At 40.4% G+C, this 22,249-nt stretch carries 21 protein-coding genes; 10 read left to right on the top strand and 11 right to left on the bottom strand.

What is annotated here, in order from left to right:
• The first annotated feature begins 157 nt into the window (after positions 1–157).
• Positions 158–649, top strand: coding sequence for a hypothetical protein (locus AACW45_RS07225; RefSeq protein WP_190632388.1), 492 nt, complete (start codon positions 158–160; stop codon positions 647–649).
• 237 nt (positions 650–886) lie between these two features.
• Positions 887–1,261, top strand: a complete 375-nt coding sequence (locus AACW45_RS07220; RefSeq protein WP_190632387.1) for a translation initiation factor — start codon at positions 887–889, stop codon at positions 1,259–1,261.
• Positions 1,262–1,719: 458 nt separating this feature from the next.
• Here AACW45_RS07220 and mdh read toward each other — a convergent pair whose 3' ends face one another.
• From mdh to AACW45_RS07200, 4 genes are all read right to left on the bottom strand, one after another.
• On the bottom strand, positions 1,720–2,700 hold the full coding sequence (gene mdh, locus AACW45_RS07215; protein WP_190632386.1) for a malate dehydrogenase: 981 nt from the start codon (positions 2,698–2,700) through the stop codon (positions 1,720–1,722).
• A 249-nt stretch (positions 2,701–2,949) separates the two neighbouring features.
• Complete coding sequence (locus AACW45_RS07210; protein ID WP_190632385.1) at positions 2,950–3,165, bottom strand: NAD(P)H-quinone oxidoreductase subunit O; 216 nt, start codon at positions 3,163–3,165, stop codon at positions 2,950–2,952.
• A 110-nt stretch (positions 3,166–3,275) separates the two neighbouring features.
• Positions 3,276–4,145, bottom strand: coding sequence for a DNA-formamidopyrimidine glycosylase (locus AACW45_RS07205; protein ID WP_190632384.1), 870 nt, complete (start codon positions 4,143–4,145; stop codon positions 3,276–3,278).
• Between the two features lie 150 nt (positions 4,146–4,295).
• Positions 4,296–4,511 (bottom strand): photosystem I reaction center subunit IV, encoded by a 216-nt coding sequence (locus tag AACW45_RS07200; RefSeq protein ID WP_190632383.1) that lies wholly within the window; start codon positions 4,509–4,511, stop codon positions 4,296–4,298.
• A 175-nt stretch (positions 4,512–4,686) separates the two neighbouring features.
• Between AACW45_RS07200 and AACW45_RS07195 the strand changes: the two genes are divergently transcribed.
• The gene (locus tag AACW45_RS07195) at positions 4,687–4,809 is read left to right on the top strand and encodes a hypothetical protein (RefSeq protein ID WP_277880326.1); all 123 of its coding nucleotides are present in this window, start codon (positions 4,687–4,689) and stop codon (positions 4,807–4,809) included.
• Positions 4,810–4,845: 36 nt separating this feature from the next.
• Here AACW45_RS07195 and AACW45_RS07190 read toward each other — a convergent pair whose 3' ends face one another.
• Positions 4,846–5,430, bottom strand: coding sequence for a PAP/fibrillin family protein (locus AACW45_RS07190; protein ID WP_096644369.1), 585 nt, complete (start codon positions 5,428–5,430; stop codon positions 4,846–4,848).
• A gap of 244 nt (positions 5,431–5,674) precedes the next feature.
• Here AACW45_RS07190 and AACW45_RS07185 point away from each other — a divergent pair, with 244 nt between their 5' ends.
• Positions 5,675–5,914, top strand: a complete 240-nt coding sequence (locus AACW45_RS07185) for a DUF3134 domain-containing protein (RefSeq protein ID WP_190549169.1) — start codon at positions 5,675–5,677, stop codon at positions 5,912–5,914.
• An 80-nt stretch (positions 5,915–5,994) separates the two neighbouring features.
• Positions 5,995–7,092, top strand: coding sequence for a phospho-N-acetylmuramoyl-pentapeptide-transferase (gene mraY, locus AACW45_RS07180; protein WP_190632382.1), 1,098 nt, complete (start codon positions 5,995–5,997; stop codon positions 7,090–7,092).
• Positions 7,093–7,293: 201 nt separating this feature from the next.
• Here the strand turns inward: mraY and AACW45_RS07175 are convergent, their stop codons facing one another.
• The 4 genes from AACW45_RS07175 to AACW45_RS07160 form a co-directional block, all read right to left on the bottom strand.
• A complete protein-coding gene (locus AACW45_RS07175) occupies positions 7,294–7,797 on the bottom strand; it encodes a MogA/MoaB family molybdenum cofactor biosynthesis protein (protein ID WP_190632380.1) in 504 nt (167 codons plus the stop codon).
• A 129-nt stretch (positions 7,798–7,926) separates the two neighbouring features.
• Positions 7,927–8,262, bottom strand: coding sequence for a photosystem II reaction center protein Psb28 (gene psb28, locus AACW45_RS07170; RefSeq protein ID WP_190632379.1), 336 nt, complete (start codon positions 8,260–8,262; stop codon positions 7,927–7,929).
• A 106-nt stretch (positions 8,263–8,368) separates the two neighbouring features.
• Positions 8,369–8,821 carry a D-aminoacyl-tRNA deacylase gene (gene dtd, locus AACW45_RS07165; protein ID WP_190632378.1) on the bottom strand — a complete coding sequence of 151 codons (453 nt, stop codon included), beginning with the start codon at positions 8,819–8,821 and terminating at the stop codon, positions 8,369–8,371.
• 481 nt (positions 8,822–9,302) lie between these two features.
• Positions 9,303–10,472, bottom strand: a complete 1,170-nt coding sequence (locus AACW45_RS07160) for a CobW family GTP-binding protein (protein ID WP_190632377.1) — start codon at positions 10,470–10,472, stop codon at positions 9,303–9,305.
• A 251-nt stretch (positions 10,473–10,723) separates the two neighbouring features.
• On the opposite strand from AACW45_RS07160, the gene cysS reads away from it, so the two are divergent.
• The 3 genes from cysS (at position 10,724) to AACW45_RS07145 (ending at position 15,386) form a co-directional block, all read left to right on the top strand.
• On the top strand, positions 10,724–12,181 hold the full coding sequence (gene cysS / locus AACW45_RS07155; RefSeq protein ID WP_190632376.1) for a cysteine--tRNA ligase: 1,458 nt from the start codon (positions 10,724–10,726) through the stop codon (positions 12,179–12,181).
• A 306-nt stretch (positions 12,182–12,487) separates the two neighbouring features.
• Positions 12,488–13,927, top strand: a complete 1,440-nt coding sequence (locus AACW45_RS07150) for a TldD/PmbA family protein (protein ID WP_190632375.1) — start codon at positions 12,488–12,490, stop codon at positions 13,925–13,927.
• 112 nt (positions 13,928–14,039) lie between these two features.
• Entirely contained in the window at positions 14,040–15,386 is a 1,347-nt protein-coding gene (locus AACW45_RS07145; protein ID WP_190632374.1) for a TldD/PmbA family protein, read from the top strand.
• Between the two features lie 168 nt (positions 15,387–15,554).
• Here the strand turns inward: AACW45_RS07145 and AACW45_RS07140 are convergent, their stop codons facing one another.
• Entirely contained in the window at positions 15,555–16,196 is a 642-nt protein-coding gene (locus tag AACW45_RS07140) for an iron-containing redox enzyme family protein (RefSeq protein WP_190632373.1), read from the bottom strand.
• A 578-nt stretch (positions 16,197–16,774) separates the two neighbouring features.
• Here AACW45_RS07140 and AACW45_RS07135 point away from each other — a divergent pair.
• Together AACW45_RS07135 and AACW45_RS07130 are read left to right on the top strand one after the other, a co-directional pair.
• A complete protein-coding gene (locus AACW45_RS07135) occupies positions 16,775–19,531 on the top strand; it encodes a hybrid sensor histidine kinase/response regulator (protein WP_190632372.1) in 2,757 nt (918 codons plus the stop codon).
• Positions 19,528–20,862: a hybrid sensor histidine kinase/response regulator gene (locus AACW45_RS07130; protein ID WP_313933766.1), complete on the top strand. Its 1,335-nt coding sequence runs from the start codon at positions 19,528–19,530 to the stop codon at positions 20,860–20,862. Before AACW45_RS07135 ends, AACW45_RS07130 begins: the two co-directional genes overlap by 4 nt.
• Positions 20,863–21,163: 301 nt before the next feature.
• Here AACW45_RS07130 and AACW45_RS07125 read toward each other — a convergent pair whose 3' ends face one another.
• Complete coding sequence (locus AACW45_RS07125) at positions 21,164–21,901, bottom strand: DUF554 family protein (RefSeq protein ID WP_190632371.1); 738 nt, start codon at positions 21,899–21,901, stop codon at positions 21,164–21,166.
• Positions 21,902–22,249 lie beyond the last annotated feature (348 nt).

Here is a 22,249-nt window from a genome sequence, read left to right as displayed (position 1 = left end):
TACTTGCAAAACTGCATCACTATACATAAAAGTGAAACGCTTTACTTGTGCTGTTGTGAATGAGCCAATATTTTTTCTACATCAGGAAAAATCTAGGGAATTCTGATTCTGTATTTTGCAACAGCACGGCTTTAGCAAATGCAGGTAATAAAAAACGATGAACACAACATACAAAGAGCGTAAATTTATTTCGCGTCTGCTGGCTATTTGTCTGTCAGCATTGCTAATAGTACCCGTGCTGACTAGCTGCGGAGGTTCCCGAACTGCGAATGTACCACCACCAGTTGATGATACGGTTGGTAGAACAGTGAGCGATCGCAACACCGCAAACCAACCCGAAGCTAAGAAGGGGCTAGGTACAGGACAGAAAGTGGCAATTTTGGCAGGAGCAGCAGCACTTTACTACCTCTACAACAAGCATCAGAATGCCCAACAAGAAGGGCCTCAAGGTAAATATTACCTTTCTAAAAATGGGCGTGTATACTACCGCGACGCTGAACATCGCGCTCATTGGGTAACTCCACCATCAGAAGGAATCCGCGTCCCTGAATCCGAAGCGCAAAGATACCGCGACTTTCAAGGCTATAACGGGCGCTCTACAGGTAGAGATTTAACTGGTATCTCTGCAACTGAAGCTCCAGCATTTTAGATAATTAGGACTTACCCACCCAACACAAAAACCCCCACAAGGGTGGTCAAAAGTCAATAGTCAATAGTCAAAATTCACGTTTTTGGACTATGGACTATTGACCATTGACAAAAAGCATGAAAAATATCTGACACTGCGTAAGTCCTAACAATTCAAACCTGTGTGTAAGCAAAGCAACTTGAGAGAATAACGCCTGTCACGCAGGTGAAACCACAATATTCACAAAGGAGACAGATCGTGGTAGATGATTTTTTCCGCAGAGCGAGGGATTTGTTCTTAGGAAACAAAGACAATCAAGCTGATGACGAATACCGCGATCGCGATGTCCGTCCAGCCAGTGAAGATCCCTATGGTGACCCCGCAGACCAAGATTTTTACGGAAACGCCATCCCAGCTAGTCAAGACCCCTACGGCGACCCCGCAGACGTTTACGGAAACGCCATTCCCGCCAGCCAAGACCCTTACGGCGATCCGGGAGACTATTACGGAAACGCCATCCCCGCTAGTCAAGACCCCTACGGCGACCCCGCAGACCAGAACATTTACGGTGATGTCCGTCCAGCTAGCGAAGACCCCTATGGCGATCCCGCCGATGACGAATACCGCCGTTAAAGCTAAATAGGATTGTTGAGGCTTCGATAACTTGGTAGATAGCAGATAAGGCAGTAGTTTTCAATCCTACTGCCTTTTTTTTAAAGAAACTCGGCATTTGCGAATAAGCAAATAGTTCTCTTGCTTACCCGATATACCGCCCACAGGCTAGAAGCCTGGGGCTATTAGTACCAAGCCTGCCTTTGCAGGCTTTGTTCAATTAGCCGCACCCTTCTAGGGTAGCGGCGGGATTGGGGGATCAGGGGACTTCCAAAAAATAAATTACCCATATTTCGTAGTGCGAGCATCTTGCTCGCTTTTGAACACCGGCGAGCGTCTCGCTCGCACTACAAATTTATTTATTGGGTATTTAAAAAATTGGAAGTCCCCAGCGAGGGCTATTACTCTGAATCGCCAACTTTATCCTTTTATGCGTAGTATGAGTTTACTAAACTGTGAAATTTCTCCATTTTTGTTGATTAAACGCTCACAGCCGCTAAAATTTCCTGCGCTCGGTCAATATTTTGACGTACAGATTGGGCAGAAAGATGTAAAGCAGCTTTTTCTTCGTCGGTGATGTTTAATTCCAATACTCTCTCAATTCCACCGCAACTCAAGCGACAGGGAACGCCGATGAAGACATCATTTAAGCCGTATTCACCTTGCAGATAAGCGGCTACAGGTAACAATCGCGACTGATTGAGCAATATCGATTCCACCATGACGCTGACAGCAGAAGCGGGAGCAAAAAAAGCACCCCCTGTCTGCATTAATTCGACAATTTCCGCACCGCCATTGCGGGTTCTTTCTACTAAGCGTTCAATGGTAGCTGCATCTAATAATTCTGTAATGGGAATGCCGTTGACGTTAGCATAACGCGGTAAGGGAACCATTAAATCGCCATGACTACCCAATACCATCGCTTTGACATCGGCGGGTAAAACTCCTAATTCTAAAGCTATAAAGGCTTCAAATCGGGCTGAGTCTAACACGCCAGCCATACCCATAACGCGATCGCGTGGTAATCCGCTAGCTTGCCAAGCTAAATAAGTCATCACATCTAAAGGATTGGTGACAACGATTAAAATTGCATTGGGAGAATGAGCGATCGCATTTTTGGCTGCTTCTACTACAATCTTGGCATTGGTTTTGAGTAAATCATCTCTACTCATACCGGGTTTGCGGGGAATACCTGCGGTAATCACGACAATTTCCGAACCCGATGTATGAATATAGTCGTTAGTGCCGATAATTTGACGATTATGGATTTCAATTCCCCTCGCTTCCATTAAATCCAGCGCCAAGCCTTGAGGCATACCTTTGACGATATCTAGCAATACCACATCTGCTAGGTTTTTTTCAGCAATTCTTTGGGCTAGGGTACTACCAACTCTACCAGCACCAATAACAGTCACGCGGGGTAAATGACATACAGCCGGAGATTCAAGATAAGAAGACATATATATAAGCGACTAAATAGTCGGAGATAGTATTCCACCACCTATCTCAACGATAGATGAGTGGTTTGGTTGATAAATTATGAGGAGTTTGTTTTCAGCACAGGAGATGTTTTCCAACAAAGGACAAAAGTCCTGATTAATAGGTTTATAAGTTTTTTATCAGCACAAAGGTGCTTTAAAATCCAGGACTTAAGTCCCGATTACTAGCTGGATCAACCCCAGACTAAAAATTAGTCTGAGGGGAGAGAATTATTTAAATTCTTCTAGTTGATCTACACGTAACCAAATGTTGGGTGTTGGAACTTGGCCAAACTTCACTAAGGCGTAATCCCCTTTGAGATCAACAATTTCGCCTTTGGTGTCAAACAAATAGTTAGGAAAGCGAGTATCGCTAGCTTTTGCTTCTAAGCTGTTTTCTAGCTTTTCTCGAACAGCGCGAACCATATCACCTCTTTTGATTGGCATGAGTTCCCCTCTCGATTTTCTAAATCCTTTTATACAGGATCTTAGCTCGTGCCAATACATAAAGGTTAAAAGCTGGCATTGGTATCTTTAAATATCAAGGTTTAACTTAACTAATGTTGACATTCAGGGCAAAAGTGACTCGAACGCCCTCCTAACCTGATGCGCTGTATCACATTACCACAGACTCGGCAAGGTTCTCCCGTGCGATTGTATACTAGCGCTACACCGCCATAGTTACCATTAACACCTTTAACATTGAGGAAATTACTAAAAGTCGTGCCGCCAGCCGCAATACTCGCTTCTAATACTTGAATTATGGCAGTACGCAAAAGTTTTATTTGCGATCGCTCTAAATTTGTACAAAGAGTTTCTGGTAAGATCCCACTTTTAAACAGTGCTTCATCAGCATAGATATTACCTAATCCTGCCACCACTGATTGATCCAATAAAGCAGTTTTAATCGGACGGCGGCGATTTTGCAGCTTTTGCACCAGATAATCAACTGTAAACTCTGGGGAAAACGGATCTACCGCCAGTTTAGCTAAACCTGTCATTGCAGTTTCTACAGGTACGTTTGGCGGAACCCACCACATTTGCCCAAAGGTACGCTGATCAACAAAGCGCAATTCTTGTTGATCCCCAAAAAATAATCGCACCCGTGTATGCTTGTGTAATGGCTCATCTCGATGCAGCCAGAGTAATTGTCCAGTCATCCGCAAATGTGCCCCCAGGTAGCCGGTATGGGAATGTGGGGAAGGGGGGGACAAGGGGGACAAGGGAGATAATTCGGCTAGGAGATACTTTCCGCGACGATGCCAAGTAGAAATAGTATTTTCTTTAATTCCATGAATAAACTCACCAACAGAAAACGGGTAGGCAATGGTGCGATCGAGCAACACATCTCCACCCGTAATTTCTTTATTTAGGGTCAACTGATTTAGACCCCTGCGTACTGTTTCAACTTCAGGCAGTTCAGGCATTCAAGCTGATTAAGCAATCAAATTGCTATTTGAGGATAGAGGATAACAGAGCAGGAGGTAGTGAACACCTCCAAAATTCCAATGGTTAGCTTGTAACCTGGGAATCCTTCTCTATCATCCCATGAAAAAATCCCCTGATAGCTCAACTGCTTACTTTTTAGCTTTTGCTGCTGGGGGTGGTGCAATCTCTACTAATTCGGTTGGGGAAAAGTTATTGGTGTTAACACCTGAGTAGTTTACTTTCTCAAAACGGACAATCACTGAATACTTGATACCGCTTTGGTCAACAGAAGCTACGGTGCCGACATCTTGAAACCAGTAGGACTCTGGGCGGAGAATACGTACTTTAGAACCACGTTGAACCATGAGTTTTTTCCCTTTTAGTTATGAATTGCCAATAATAACGGCTAATTGATTTCACTCTACAACTAGAAGGACGCAGCCAGAAGCTTTGTTAAGTTATTTTTCTTGTTGGTTAGTTGTTAGTTGTCAGTTGTCAGTTGTCAGTTGTCAGTTGTCCTCCTTGTCTCCCAATGCCCCAATGCCCAATGCCCAATGCCCCAATGCCCAATGCCCAATGCCCAATGCCCCATGCCCAATGCCCAATGCCCAATTCTTAAAAAACTATGAAATACATCTTGACAAAAATCTGACAATGGTTTAATTTCGTGTCGTTCGCAGATAACACTTCAGGAAAACCTCATACTTTATTCAGTACAAACACACTACCCTCGTTCCCTCTACCGATCCTTAGATCGTTATCTAAATAAGTGATATCTAACCATCCTTGTTGTTTATCACTGTTAATCGCAGTATCAATCGCTGTGAATTTGTTACCAGATTCAATTTGTTGGATAAAATTATCTGGCGAATTGTAGCCTAATAACCGTTGCCAACCGATGATACTTCGATTAAATTTGACTTGGACACGACGACCTGAGACTGGCTCGAATTTGGCTGCAACGCTGACTAAACCTTCTAAAAAAGGTAAGCCATAAATCTCGGCTATATTGTAAACGCTAGTATTTTCTACGCGAATGTACTGGTAAATTTGTCCCAGTTTAAAAAAGGGTAATCGATCCAGATTTAATAGAGCTTTGCTTGTGGTGTATATTAATCGCCAGTTACCATCAAGCAATTCAGGAGCTTCTACAGGTCGTGGTGTGGGGTTGAAATCTTCTAAAGTGGCGATCGCTGCTAAGATAGCTTGTTTCTGTTGGTCACCAGCAAGTAAACCGCGATTAGTGCCTGCGATCGCATCTAAGAGAGCCGATTTTCCCAGCATCGTCAATTACCTCAAAAACATCAGGATGAAATTCAGTATCAAACATATAAAAATATCGAATGTATTCGGTCTTCCTAGATCGTCAATCAGGTTCCGTCATCTGTCAGAAAGTCATTAAATAAATGTCTTTTGATAGATTTACGGATTCATCAACTCTTGAGTTGAATTAATAACTAAATTAACTCATATCCAGTGATAGACTCTTATTGTCTAGCTACTTGACTTTCTCGTTTCTCAGACCATTATGTTGAACTCTCCATTACGTGAAGAACCTCGCAATCAGCGAGCTGCTGTGATTCCTTTAAAACAAGAGACCTCTCTTTTAGACTGGTTGCAAGCGAGCGGTCGGATTATCGCGAGAGACGTTCACGAACCTGATTTTCTCGAAGATGAAGAAGAAATATCAGAGTTTCTCGGTGGAGAAGATGGTATCGGTGATTACGATCTTGATGACGACGATGATATAGCTATTGCCGATGACTAGCCTAATTATGGCTGAGAATTTTGTGGCTTATATCGTCACTATTGTTCAGCTTTGTAAGTGTGGAGTGAAGGGAAATTTCCGTGGACGCTAAACTATCTCCTGACCAAGGGTTAAACTTTTCTGGAATCGGTATCGCTTCTTGTTTGGCTATCGGGCTAGGCGGGGGAGCATTGATTTTAGATTCAATGGGTAATAGATTGCCTTGGCAGGGTATGTCTTTAACCCTGCCCCTATTATTGTGTGCATTAATAACAGCAGCTTTGGGCTTTTGGGTAATCCCTCTGCTACAAGCACTCAAAACTGGGCAAATTATCCGTGAAGATGGCCCCCAAGCCCATCTCAAAAAAGCAGGTACACCCACAATGGGGGGAATATTCTTTATTCCTGTTGCGGTAGTAGTTGCTTGCATCTTGTCTAATTTTGCTAAAGAAGTGGTAGCTGTTTCTGCATTGACACTCAGCTATGGGTTTATTGGCTGGTTAGATGACTGGCAAATTTTACGCCGCAAATCAAATAAGGGTATATCTCCTCGGACGAAACTAGCTTTGCAAATTGGTTTTGCAGTTTTGTTTTGTGTGTGGCTGATGTTCAATCAACCGACTGGAATCACAAATATTGCTTTACCCTTGGTTAGTGTTTCCATTCCTTTAGGATTTCTCTTTTGGCCTTTAGCAGGTTTTGCTTTAGTCGCAGAAAGTAATGCAACCAACCTGACTGATGGTATTGACGGTTTAGCAGGTGGAACTGTTGCGATCGCACTTTTAGCACTCGCTGCTGTAGTTGCACCCACCGCACCAGGACTCATGGTTTTCTGTGCTGCATTAAGCGGCGCTTGTTTAGGTTTCTTAGCCCATAACCGCAACCCAGCCCGTGTTTTTATGGGAGATACCGGTTCCCTGGCTTTAGGGGGCGCTCTAGCGGCTGTAGCATTGTTAACTAACAGCTTAGTGGTACTGTTTATTCTCAGTGGTATCTTCTTCGTCGAAACCCTCTCTGTAATGGCGCAAGTAAGTTACTACAAAGCCACCAAAGGCCCCGATGGTAAAGGTAAGCGACTGTTGAAAATGGCACCTTTACACCATCACCTAGAACTCACGGGTTGGTCAGAATTGCAAGTGGTCGCAGTATTTTATTTAATCGCCGCAATCTTAGCTACAATCACGATGGCGATCGCTTAATTCGCAACTTGTTTAACAAAATCATTTGAAATAAAAATCAACCCTCCCCACATCACAGTGGGGTTTTTTGTTTTGGGGCATTGGGCATTGGGCATTGGGCATTGGGCATGGGGCATTGGGCATGGGGCATTGGGCATGGGGCATTGGGCACAGACGCGATGAATCGCGTCTCTACAATTGTCCTCCTTCCGTTCCCTTCCCTTATCCTCTCATTTGTTTGACTAAATGAACTAGTTCTGGTAAAATAAGCTTTTCCATTCCCAGCCGGACTGCATTACTGGAACCTGGAAGGGAGAAGATTAATTGATTTTGGTAAATACCAGCAACAGCGCGAGATGCGATCGCTCGCGAACCGATTTCTTGATAACTGAGAAACCGAAACAATTCTCCAAATCCGGGTAAGGTTTTCTCTAATAATTTCTCAATAGCATCAAATGTGGTATCTCTGGGCGCAATGCCTGTGCCACCGTTGAAAATCACCACATCTAAATTTGGACTTTCACCCAGCAGTTTTATCTGTGCTTGAATTTGTGCTGGCTCATCTTTAATAATTTTGTGAGCTAATACAGCATGATTGGCGGCTACAAGTAATTCCTTAATTAACTGACCGCTTTTATCTGTTTCTAAAGAACGTGTATCGCTAACAGTAACAACAGCACAATTTACCGCGATTCCCACTGAATCTGGATGAGGTTGTTGTGTCATAAATTTAAGTTTTGCAGGAGAAGTTATTAGTCCTTAGTCTTTAGTTAATGACTAATGTATGAGCGGGTTCACAGATATCCTCAAATATCCATAACGATCTCACATAAACCCGCCCCTACTAATTACTAATTAAGATTTACTCAATCCTAGACCGTTTTCTTCAGCGTAACGCTCCATGAAGCGCATAAAGCGATCCCATTCTTCAACAGATTTCATCAGGTATATTGCTTCTAATACTTCTGGCTTCCCGTTAACAAATTTAGCCTTCACTTCACGAGTAACGATTTCGCCTTCTTCGTCAATCAGGTACATCCCGGTGATATCTTCGGTAGTGGTTTGAGCTAAAGCTTTGGGATTTACAAAGATAAATGTTGCAGTACTACTTTCACCACTACGCGATCGCGTTAAGCGGACATCAGGTACTACATCTTCGTCTATACCTCTAGAAAATTGGATTTTCGCCATGATGAGTGAACTTAAAGTTTTGTAATGATTAATATATTATTCTCTCATCATTTGCGAACCAAGCAATCTTTACTATTACGGAGATTCTGGCATTACGGATAAACACTTAACTAGCTTCTCTTTCTAGTATTAAAGTTACCGGGCCATCATTTTCAATGCTAACTTGCATCATCGCGCCAAATTCGCCAGTCTCAACTTTTAAATTACTGGTACGTAACTTGGTAACAAATTTTTCATATAAAGCTTGAGCTAAGGAGGGAATAGCCGACCGATCAAAAGACGGACGGCGACCTTTGCGACAATCACCATAAAGCGTAAACTGGCTAATTACCAGTAATTCGCCACCAATTTCTTGCACAGATTTTTGCCAGCGATCTCCTCCGTTTTCATCGGGAAACAACCGCAATTCCAAACATTTGCGCACCATCCAGTCGAGTTCCGCATCGGTATCAGTATCAGCAATCCCTACAAGTAAGTTGAGTCCCCGACCAATTTTGCCGATAATTTCCCCATTAACAGTTACTTGAGATGATTTAACTCTTTGGATAATAACGCGCATGTAAAGATAATAAATTGCAAAATAAGAATAAAAATAACAATATTCAAACTAGTCGTTGAAATTGTTCTAACTCATTTAAATTTGGTTTTGGTTGACTGTTCATATTTCTAACCTCGTTAATTACAGCAGATTACTAGTGCTGCATGGCGTAAATAACCATACCATTTTATAAATTCATTTTGATAATCTAGAGTAGTGCGAGCATCTTGCTCGCTGACAAACGCGAGCAAGATGCTCGCACTACAATGGTATGCTCATTTCCGCCGACCTGTACTAGTTGGTGAGGTACAAATGATCTTTGATTGTAGGGGCACTGGCACTGCCATGCCCCGAAGCGCGTACCTCATTTACCTGAAATATGCTGTATTAGTAGGCTGAACATTGCCCAGCCTACAAAATGTGATTTATCATCTTTCATTTTCACTAGTCAATTTCATCACAAATGACTAATGACTAATGACTAATGACAAATCACCAATCCCTATTTCCCAAAACCTTTACCCCGACTCACCGAAGGAAGACAAACACAATTTTCTAGTTGATGGAACAAAGCTTCTTTATCTAAATTTTGACCAATCAAAACTAGCTGGTTCTTAGGTTCACCTTTCCATTCATCATCATCCATTGTGAAGCGCTTGCCACACAAGTGGAAAATATGACGTTTGGGACTTTCTTCAAACCACATAATCCCCTTAGCACGAAAGACATCGGTGGGTAGTTGGTTATCTAAGAAATATTGGAATTTTCTAATAGAAAATGGCTTGTCACTTTGGAAGGACAAGGAAGTAAATCCATCATTTTCTAAATGGTCGGAATGATGGTGGTGATGCTCATGATCGTGGTCATGATCGTGATGGTCATGACCGCAAGTAGAATGATCGTGGTCGTGGTCGTGACCGCAGGTAGAATGGTCATGATCGTGGTCATGATCGTGATGAGCATGAGCATGATCGTGGTCATGATCGTGATGCTCATGTTCATCTTCTACAGTATCAAAATACTTATCAGACTCAAACAAACCAACGCTAAGAATTAGGGGAAGTGGAACGTCTGAACGAGTGGTGCGGAGAATTCGCGCATCTTCTTTGACTTCACCAATTTTTCTTTCTAATTCATTTAAAGCAGTCTCATTAACTAAATCTACTTTATTGAGAATAATCACATCACCATAGGCAATCTGACTATATGCTGCTTGAGAATTAAATAAATCTAGGCTGTAATTTGCCGCATCTACTACGGTAATAATTGAATCTAAACGAGTTAAATCTCGTAATTCTGTACCGAGAAATGTTAAAGCAACTGGCAATGGATCTGCTAGTCCAGTTGTTTCTACAACTAAATAATCTAATTTTTCTTCTCGTTCTAGAACTTTGTAAACGGCATCAACTAAATCACTGTTAATTGTGCAACAAATACAACCATTACTTAATTCCACCATGTTTTCATCGGTGGAAACAATTAATTCGTTATCGATGCCAATTTCACCAAATTCATTAACTAAAACAGCCGTTTTTAATCCTTGCTGATTAGTCAGGATATGATTAAGTAATGTAGTTTTACCACTACCAAGGAAACCTGTAATAATTGTGACAGGTATACCTTGTTTTGGCGCATCCATTGCTTGAGATTCAGGAGTAACTGCTGATTGCATAGCGCTCTAATCAAAACAAAAATAAAGTCAAAAAGGTAGGAGTGTAGCGCAACGAGTCCAGAAAAAACTAGCATAGGGATGCTGGACTCTCATCCCTGGTGCTTTACCCTATTATTACGTATCTATCTATTTCTCAATTACTGAATGTAGCTGTCTTTGCTTTAATGTTGCATATAGATAGATCGCTAAGATGTTTAGCACATAATGGTTTTTCCATTCTGAATCTTGAATAACTGAATTTTAAACTGCTTATGACCCTAACCCTTTACAATACCCTCACCCGTCGTCAGGAAACCTTTACAACCGTAGAACCAGGCAAGGTTAAGATGTATTACTGCGGCGTGACGGTATATGACTATTGCCATTTGGGTCATGCTAGAGCTTGTATTGTTTGGGATGTAGTCCGGCGATACCTCCAGTTTAGCGGCTATGAAGTGCGCTATATCCAAAATTTTACCGATATTGATGACAAAATTTTAAATCGAGCTAGGCAAGAACGTTCCTCAATGGAAGCTGTAGCCGATCGCTTTATTAAAGCCTACTTTGAGGATATGGCTAGATTGGGCATAAAAGAAGCTGATGAGTATCCCCGCGCTACCCATACGATGAATGGGATTCAACGGCTAATTCACGATTTAGAAAATAAAGGCTATGCTTACCCCGCCGATGGTGATGTTTATTATGCTGTGCGGCAGTTTTCTGATTATGGTAAGCTTTCTGGGCGAAAATTAGACGATTTGCAAGCTGGTGCCAGCGATCGCGTTAATATCGAAGATCCAGAATATCAAAAGAAAAAAGACCCCTTTGATTTTGCTTTATGGAAAGCCGCTAAACCAGGGGAACCCGCTTGGGAATCACCTTGGGGTTCAGGGCGTCCCGGCTGGCATATAGAATGTTCTGCAATGGTACGCGATCGCCTGGGCGATACCATAGATATTCACGCTGGTGGTGCTGACTTAATTTTCCCCCACCATGAAAACGAAATCGCCCAATCAGAAGCGGTAACAGGTAAGCCTTTAGCTACCTACTGGCTGCACAACGGCATGGTGAAAGTAGATGGTGAAAAAATGTCCAAATCTTTGGGTAACTTTACCACCATTCGCGACCTCTTAGATCGAGATGTAGAACCAATGGCGGTGCGGTTATTTGTGCTGCAAGCCCAATATCGCAAACCCATCGACTTTACCGACGAAGCGATCGCCGCCGCTACTAATGGCTGGCATACTTTGAAAGAAGGATTGCTATTTGGTGATGAATACGGCGAACAACTGGGATGGGAAGTCAACAACGCCGGAAGTACAACAGAAATCTCCCCAGAATATGTCAACCGTTTCCGAGAAGCCGTAGACGATGATTTTAACTTCCCTGGCGGTTTAGCAATCATCTTTGAATTAGCCAAAGAACTGCGGCGCGAGGGAAATATTATTGTCCATGAAGGGAAAACTGCAACACCTGCTGAAGACTTACGCCAACAATGGGAAACCCTGATTACCTTAGCGGGAGTTTTAGGCTTAGAAACCAAACCAGAAGCCGCAAAACCTGCAAATAATGGTTTAAGCGATGCAGAAATAGAAGATTTGATTGCACAACGCCAAGCAGCCAGAAAAGCCAAAAACTTTGCAGAAGGCGATCGCATCCGGAATGAACTCCAAGCACAAGGTATTACTCTAATTGATAGTAAGGATGGCACACGCTGGCACAGGAGTTAACTACTAAGTTTTGGGAGAAACTAATGAGTTAATCAAAATAATTGCCGCAATAGGGGACTTACAAAAAATAAATTACCCAAATTCCGTAGTGCGAGCAGCGTTCGACTGAGCGCTCACGCCGAAGTCTTGCTCGCTTTTGAACACCAGCGAGCAAGATGCTCGCACTACAAATTGATTGGGTATTGAAAAAATTGGATGTCCCTAGTCGTCAAAACAAAGCAAAATCGTCAACAATAACTTCTTCATTTTGAATTTTGAATACTTCGAGTGAGCTTCAGTACAAGTTTTGAATTTAGAATTGAAATTATGTTTTCTGAATTAACAAACGCGATCGCGAATATCAATATTCCTGCTGATTGGGTTGGTATTCGAGTTGTCAAAGAAACAGCCGTTAACCGTCATGTCCGTGATGGCTTACCCCAAGCTAATGGCAAATACTCCACCAAAGGAGCAATGCTAGAAGTATTGGTAAATGGCTGTTTGGGTTATGCAGCTACCAATTATTTAGACATTGCCAGCTTACAAGCTGCCGCCGAAATAGCGTATAAACAGGCACTTGTTGCTAGTGAATGGCGAATCTATGATTTCCGGGAAACTCAGCGTCCTAAAGTTGTGGGTGAATATCACTCACCATTTGTCAAACCATTAGATGCCCTTACCCCCAGAGAAATCAACGATTTACTCGTGCGGATTTGCCAAACCCTCAAAGTTAGCGACAAAATTGTCCAAACTACAGCCAGCTTTAGCAGCAACGAAAAAGAGACATGGTTTGTCAGTAGTAATGGCTCCCAAGTATACCAAAAGTTTCTCTCTGTTGGCGCACATTACGGAGCTACAGCCCAAGATGGCGCGATCGTCCAGCAGCGTACTAACAACGGCTGGCACGCAAACTGTTATCAAGGCGGATTGGAACTGTTAAAACAAGATGGACTATGGGATCGGGTGCAGCAAGTTGGAGAACAAGCAGTAGAACTCTTGACAGCCGACGAATGCCCAACAACCCGCACCAATTTAGTCCTAGCACCAGACCAAATGATGCTGCAAATCCATGAAAGCGTCGGGCATCCCCTAGAAATTGACCGAATTTTGGGAGATGAGCGGAACTACGCCGGCGGTAGCTTTGTCACAAAGAGCGATTTTGGCAACCTAATTTACGGTTCGCCACTGATGAACATTACCTTTGACCCCACCGTACCCGGTGAATTTGCCAGCTATAACTTTGACGATACTGGCGCAGTAGCCACCAGAGAATATGTAATTAAAGGCGGCGTACTTCAGAGAGGTTTAGGCAGCCTAGAAAGCCAAGCCAGGGCGGGAATAGCAGGCGTAGCTTGTGCCCGTGCTTCCTCATGGAATCGCCCCCCAATAGATCGCATGGCTAACTTAAATTTAGAGCCAGGAAACGCCACCTTTGAGGAAATTATCGCCGGGGTGGAAAATGGTGTTTACATGGAATCAAACCGTTCCTGGTCAATAGACGATCGCCGTTATAAATTTCAGTTTGGTTGCGAGTATGCCAAATTAATTGAAAACGGCAAACTCACCAAAACCCTGCGTAACCCCAACTATCGCGCCACCACTCCCGAATTTTGGCAAAGTTTAACCAAAGTTGGTAATAATTCCAATTGGCAAATATATGGTACACCTTACTGCGGTAAAGGCGAACCAAATCAAGCTATTTGGGTAGGACATGGTTCACCAGTTTGTCTATTTGCTAATGTCGAAGTATTTGGTGGTGGAAGTTAAATAGTTATTAGTCATTAGCCAGAGACGCGATGAATCGCGTCTGTACAATTGTCTTCTTTATTCTCCTTGTCCCCCTGCTCCCTGCTCCCCTGCTCTTTAATACCCCCTGCTCATGAAAATTGACGAATTATCTACATTAGAAACTAGCTTTAACCAGTTAATTGAAACTCTCCTTGTCAAGAAAACGGCAACTGAAGAATTCACTGTTAAACTTAACAGCGAACGCAGTCAATTTACCAGGTTTAATCAGGCAAAAGTCCGCCAAACTGGTTATGTTGCTGATGGTTGGGTTGAACTAACTTTAATGGAAGAGCAACGTACTAGTATGCGTCAGTTTCCTTTTACTGGAAATTGGCAGATTGATTGGCAGACAGCATACACAGCTTTACAAGAATTACGGGAAGAAATTCGCTTTTTACCTATCGATCCCTATCTAGTTTTACCATCAGGAAATAATAGTAGTAGAGAAATACATTCTGGCAAATTGTTAGCTAATGAAGCGGTAGTACCTACAATTCTAGAATTAGTTGCTGACCTGGATTTTACAGGGATATACGCCGGGGGTGTAGTGATTCAAGCTTACGGCGATTCCCAAGGACAAAAACATTGGTTTGCTACCGATACATTTACCTTAGATTATTCTCTGTTTAAACCATCAGGGCAAGCAGTTAAAGGTACTTTTGCAGGTAGTAACTGGGATGAATCTGCTTATATAAAGAGAATTCAAGAAGATAAAAAACAATTAGAATTACTTTCTTTAACTACAAAGGAAATACCTAGAGGCAATTATAAAACTTATTTCGCACCTGCCGCAGTTGCCGATTTAGTAAATATGCTTTCTTGGGGGGGTGTGAGTGAAGCCGATATCCAACAAGGAAATAGTTCATTAGCTGCATTATGCCGTGAAGAAAAATTACTTTCCCCTAAGTTTAATTTAAAAGAAAACTTTCAGCTAGGGTTAGTGCCGCGATTTAATGAATTAGGAGAAATGGCAGCACCAGAGTTACCTATAATTGCCAAAGGATATTTAATCAATAGTTTAGTTAACTCTCGGACTGCAAAAGAATATCAAAAAACGGCAAACGGTGCGAATAGTTATGAAAGCTTACGCGCGCTTGAAGTCAGTCCGGGTAATTTAGCTTTTGAGCAGATTTTACCGAGTTTAGATACAGGCTTATATGTGTCGAATTTACATTATTTGAATTGGAGCGATCGCCCTACGGGTAGAATTACAGGTATGACCCGTTATGCTTGCTTTTGGGTAGAGAAAGGCGAAATTATTGCTCCTATTGAAAACCTGCGTTTTGATGAAAGTCTCTATCGCTTTTGGGGAGATAATTTAGTAGATTTGACTAATTTTCAAGAATTTATCCCTGAAGTTGGAACTTACGAAAACCGTCAACTTGGAGGTAGCCTTGTTCCCGGAATGTTGGTAAAAGATTTTACATATACTCTGTAACTAACTAACAGCACAAAGCACAATTCAAACTTCAAGCAGAGCTAGGCTTTTAAGTCTGTCAATAGTCAACAGTCAACAGCCATAGCAAAAAATAATAGGGAACATTATAAAGTTTGGTAATACAACCTGATTATCAAAATTAGTAATTTCACAGTAGCTGGGATGGAATTAAACCACAACTGTATTACCTACCATCGTAATTAAGAAATTAATTGCATAATCCCCGCCTTTGTGAATTTTGCTTAATTGACAACCATTAGCCATGATAATTTCTATCGCTTCATGGCCTGATTGTTGATGCTCTTTTTCGACTGCATCATGGATAATAAAATACTCTGATTGCAATACATCTATTTCTGGTATATCTACAGCTATAAAAGATTGCTTGAGTAAATGTAAAATATCGTATGCAGGAGCTTCTAAGCCGACAATAAATCCAATCGCTTCATCCTGACTCATCTGGGATAAATGGCTGATGGTGTGTTCAAAAAATTGTGCTAAAAATGGATCTACCTTTTGAGTAATAAGTTGAGCATTAGGAGATTGATTAATTAATTCCAGCAGTAATTTGCTATGAATTTTACTTTTGTTTCCAGAACCACATTCACCGTAAGCTATTTCTGCTAACAAATATTGGATATCTGGGATATGTATTCTAGCTAATGCGGCTCCATGTAAGCGCACAACTTGACTCGAAAGATATGACCATCGGCGTAAAAATGTGACTGCATCTTGAATCCCTGGTTCTACAACTTGCTTGCGGAATTCCAAGCGAAGAACATCTTCAATATTTTCTATTGACAGTAACATAGATACTCCAAATATATGTGTTGACTTACCAAGCAGCATATCCAGGATTTTTCGCCTGAACACAACTAAAATATAATCAACTAGACACATGTTTACCAATGGTGTCATTACTTATTTAATACGAGTATTTGATAAAGAATTTCTGGGTTATATCCAACAAATTTAAAGCTTAAATAAAATATTTTTGTCAGTAATGAAGATATATATTATGCTGGATTTCTCGTCTCTATGATTCTGCTTAACACTTTTGAAAATACTTGCGTCAGCAGTTTTGAGGTACAGAGGAAGAGTAGGAACTAAAAAATCAGCATTTTTGATTTTGAGTATTACTGAATTTCTCCAATCAGCAAATACTAATGCTATAGATAGATTAGACATTTAATACAGAAATTAATTTTTGCATCACAATAGCGTGTGAATAATATATTCATCAAGATTTTTGATGATATATATAAGAACTAAAAATATTCCTTACAAAAATTAACATGATTTTTCGCATAAACTCTGCAATACTTTGAGCAAAAATTATCCTCATTGCATAATTTTTTACTACGAATGCAACCAAACTCAGAAAAATCATGAAACAAATTATCAAAAGCAGATTGAGCAAAGTTCCTATACGCACAATTTTAATTGTTCCTTTTGTCATCCAAATCTGCGTCACTGTGGGATTAGTAGGATATTTTTCCTTTAGAAATGGACAAAGAACAGTTAATGATTTAGTTATTAAATTACAAAATGAAGTGAATTCTAAGGTGTTTTTACATCTCGATTCTTACCTCAAAGACCCGGTAAAGTTAAATCAAATTAACGCTGATCTAATCAAATCTGGAGTTTTAGATTATCAAAATTCGGATAAATTAGAAAAATATTTTTATGCCCAAATTAAAAATTCTAATATTAGCTATATAAATTTTGGTCATGCACAGGGTAAATTCACGGGGATTCTCAAAGAAAAAAAGGATAAAAATCTAGTTAATTTCAATCTAGAAGTTTTCAATGCTGCATCTGATAAAAAAATGTATGTTTATAACCTAAAACCTGATGGTTCTAGGGACAATATATTAGAAGTTCGCGATATCAATCCTTTATTAGATCCCTGGTATACGGATGCAGTGAAAGCTGGTAAACCAATTTGGAGCCAGATTTACCAATGGCAGAACTTAGGAATTATATCTATTTCTTACAGCTATCCAGTATATAACCAACAAAATCGTTTAGTTGGTGTGTTAGGCACAGATTTAAAGCTGTCTTCAATTGGCAATTTTTTAAAAAATATCAATATTAGCCCCAATGGTAGAGTATTTATTTTAGAACGTAATGGATTTCTAGTAGCTAATTCTAATATTCAACCGCCATTCAAGTATGAAAAGGGCAAGATTCTCAGATTAAAAGCAGAAGAAAGTGATGACGATTTAATCAAAGCTACAGCCCAATATTTAAAAGCTAACTTTGATTTTTACAACATCAAAGGAGAGGAACATCTACAATTTGTAGTCAATAGAGAAATAATTTTTGTCAAAGTTGCTCCTTGGAAAGATAAATTTGGTTTGAATTGGCTGGTGGTAGAGTCAGTTCCCGCAGCAGATTTTATGGGGCAAATTTATGAAAATAATCGGAATACGCTGATTTTATCATTGTTAGCTTTATTAATATCTATAGGAGTTGGAATTCTTACGGCTCGCTGGATTACTAAGCCAATTATTAAGCTGAAAGATGCCGCAACTGCTTTTGCTAATGGGGAATTTGGGCAAACAATTCCTACACAGAGAAAGGACGAACTAGGTATTTTAACCATAGCTTTTAATAGTATGGCTGGGCAATTGCAAAACGCTTTTGCAACTTTGCAAAAAACTAATTTGTTATTAGAACAGCGAGTTGAAGAACGAACTGCTGAACTCAAAGAAGCTAAAGAAATGGCTGATGCAGCTAATGCAGCTAAGAGTGACTTTCTAGCCAATATGAGCCATGAATTAAGAACTCCCCTCAATGGTATTTTGGGTTACGCGCAAATTTTGCAGCGAGACAAGAAATCTACAGCTAAACAATTAGATGCTTTCAATATTATTTATCAATGTGGTTCTCATTTATTAACATTAATTAATGATATTTTAGACCTTTCTAAAATAGAAGCGCGGAAGTTAGAACTGGTAAATCAAGATTTTCAATTTAATAGCTTTCTCAACAGTATTGTAGAAATTTGTCGCATTCGTGCGGAACAAAAGGATATTGAATTTAGTTATGAAGCCGTGAATAAATTGCCGCAGTTTATCCATACTGATGAAAAACGCTTAAGGCAAGTATTAATTAATTTGTTGGGTAATGCTATCAAGTTTACCGATCGCGGTAGTGTTTTACTGAGGATCAGTGTTATAAATGAATCAATTCAGGGTAAGTATTGTCTCCGCTTTGAAGTCACAGATACGGGAGTAGGGATGACACCAGAGCAATTAGACAAAATTTTTATACCTTTTGAGCAAGTTGGCGATCGCCAGCGAATGGCTGAGGGTACGGGGTTAGGATTGGCAATTAGTCAGCAGATTGTGGAATTGATGGGTAGTCAAATCCAAGTCAAAAGTACTTTGGGGGAGGGTAGCACCTTTTGGTTTGATGTAGATGTGGTTACGGCTGCTGAGTGGCGAGAAATTCAGCCGCAAACCTCTACTGAAAATATTATTGGTTATGAAGGCAAACGACGACAAATTTTGATAGTTGACGATCGCTGGGAAAATCGCTCTGTAATCTCCCATTTATTAGGATTACTAGATTTTGAATTAATTGAAGCCAGTAACGGTGCGGAAGGATTAGACAAAGCTATGATACACAAACCAGACTGTATCATTACTGACTTGTTAATGCCTGTGATGGATGGATTAGAAATGGTAGCAAAATTGCGATCGCTTCCCCAATTTCAACACACTATCATTATTGCTGCTTCTGCCAGCGTCTTTGATTTTAACCGCCAACAAAGCCAAACTGCAGGTTGCAATGGCTTTCTACCCAAACCAATACAATCGGATGAGTTGCTGTCACAGTTGAGCGTTCACTTGGGTTTAACCTGGATTCGCGAAGCCGAGACTGTGCCGAGTGTTGTCAATGATACTGCGAATCAGGCGATCGCTTTAGTCTTACCGGATATTCAAGAATTAGAAAATCTGCAATTAGCAGCACGCATGGGTGATATTGACACCCTAGAACAAGCAGCACAGCACCTAATTCAATTAGATCGACGCTACGAGCCTTTTGCCGCGCAATTACTACAACTGCTACAGGAGATGAACGAAAGCGCGATCGTTAAATTTATTCAACAGGCAATAGCGGAGGTTAAATCGTGAATTCAACTCAACCCAACCAAATTTTGATTGTCGATGACAATCCTACTAATATTAAAGTTTTATTTGATTGTTTAAAATCAGCAGGATATCGAGTCTTTATTGCCCAAAGTGGCGAGAGTGCTTTAGAAAAATTGGCGGTAATGACTCCAGATTTAATTTTATTAGATGTCATGATGCCAGGAATTGATGGTTTTGAAACCTGCCAACGGCTGAAAAATCTACCTAACAATGAAAATATCCCTGTAATTTTCATGACGGCTTTAAATGAAACAGAACATAAAGTTAAAGCTTTTTCTTTAGGTGCAGTTGACTATATTACTAAACCATTTCAACAAGAAGAAGTTTTAGCAAGAGTCAACGTACATTTACAACTGTGTAACCTGAATCAAGAATTACGCAGTATGAATGAACAATTAGAAAAAAGGGTAGCTCAAAGAACGGCTAGACTGAGTTATACCCTGGAGCAAATGCAAGTTATGCAACTGCAACTAATCCAAAATGAAAAAATGTCAGCCTTGGGTAATTTAGTTGCTGGAGTAGCACATGAAATTAATAATCCCATTAGTTTTGTAGCTGGTAATATTTTTCCTGCTCAAGAATACCTCAAGGATTTATTTAAACTGATTGCTTTGTATCAACAAGAATGTCCCCAACCGAGTCCGGTAATTCAAAAAACCATTAAATCTATTGATTTAGAATATATCAAAAAAGATTTTCCCGAACTGCTCAATTCAATGGAAATTGGCATTGAACGGATTACTAATATTAGTCATAGTTTACGCAGCTTTGCTCGTAGTGATACAGCAAAAAAGCAACTATTTGATATCCATGAAGGGTTAGATAGCACGCTGTTAATTCTCAAGCATCGCTTAAAAGCTAATGAGGAGCGTCCGGAAATTGAAGTTATTAAAAATTATGGCGAAATACCGTTAATTGAATGTTTACAAAGTCCCGTAAATCAAGTTTTCATGAATATTCTCGCTAATGCCATTGATGCTTTAGAAGAGGCAAATCAAGGCAGAAGCTTTGCCGAAATTAAAGCTAAACCAAATTGCATTACTGTGACTACAAATCTCAGTCTGGATGAGCAATATGCAATAATTTCTATTAAAGATAATGGCACGGGTATGCCACAACATATTAAGAAACAAATTTTTGAATATCTTTATACAACTAAAGCTGCTGGAAAAGGTACGGGATTAGGTTTAGCAATCTCCTATAAAATTATTGTTGATGAACATCAGGGAAAAATTGAAGTAAATTCTCAACCTGGTGCATGGTCAGAGTTTATAATTACTATTCCAGTTATGGCAAGTAAAGGAGTGAGCTAAGTAGGTTGCCGGGATTTAAAGATAACTGTCATTTGTTATTTGTCATTCGTCATTGGTAATACCAATTTAAATGATTTTTCGGACTATCAATATAGTCTAAAAACCCAACCAAACCCCGGTAATATTGGGTTTCGTTCCTCAACCCAACCTACAATTTATCTACAATTTATCCTTAACTGAACTGTATTGCAATTTAAATGCTTTCTGTGGTGCATCAATAATTATAGAGGGCATGGCAGTGCCATGCCCCTACCACCCGCATTCTTTTTGTTTATTGGTATAAGAATTCAATTCTAGGGACTTACTTAATAGTTAATAAATAAAGTAGAGGTGCAATGAGTAAACTTGGTAGTAAAGAAGCGACTCTGATTTGGGTGATTACCAATAAGTTTAATCCCAATCCGAGAATTGTTAAGCCACCTACACCTGTAATTAATAACAAGCAGGGATGATTGGTTGGGTTGGGTAAAACTTGGATTAACAATCCAGCGATGAGGGAGACGGTACCTTGATATAACAGCAGGATGATGGCAGAAAATCCTACGCCGATACCATAGCTGCTACTAAGTGCGATCGCGCTGATGCCATCCATTGTGGCTTTGAGCATTAATATAGTGTTATTCCCGGTTAAACCATTGTTAAAACTGCCAATTAAAGCCATTGGCCCGACACAAAATAATAAACTACTAGCAACAAAACCATCTGTAAAATTGTCGCTTGCGGGAAAAAGTGCTTTAATGAAGTCGCCTAAAGAATAGAGTCTTTCTTCTAATTTCCACCACTCGCCTAAAACTCCGCCAACTGCGATCGCAATTAGTCCTAATACTATGCCATCAACGCGAGTATTTTTCACTTGCGTTAAACTACCAGCCATTTGCAAACCAATAAAGATGGTGATTAACGCTACTCCTTGGGTAATTATCAGCTGCATTTTTGCAGGAAGATGCTTCTTTAAAAGAAGTCCGCTAATTGTCCCTGCAATAATACTGATAGCATTAATCCAAGTGCCGTTAGTTCGCACCCAAAAATCTAGCGTCACTTTAGTTTACCTCTGATAAAGTTTCATATAGCAATCCTATTTTATATACGCAGAAAAAGGACAAGGGGGACAAGGAAGATGGGTGTTTGTCAGTTCTAAACGGATTGCCATAAATAGGTTGTTAATAAACATTGTATTTTAGCAATCAAGCGAAAAACCAAGTTTATTAGCCTGCATAGTCAGGCTAAGTTTGTATAACCTCAGATAAATGTAGCGCCGAAAATGTTGGGTTTCGTCCCTCAAACGCCACTTGCTTCAAGTCGGGAAACCCGTCCAACGCAGTGGCTCCCCAACCTACGCCAAATCTGTTTTTTGACGCTAACTGAACCGTATTGTGCTATTGATAAG

It is taken from the genome of Calothrix sp. FACHB-168, from assembly GCF_963889195.1.
GTDB lineage: Bacteria > Cyanobacteriota > Cyanobacteriia > Cyanobacteriales > Nostocaceae > Aulosira > Aulosira anomala_A.
The sequence above is the reverse complement of the archived record's forward strand: the minus strand, read 5'-3'. Positions and strand labels throughout refer to the sequence as shown.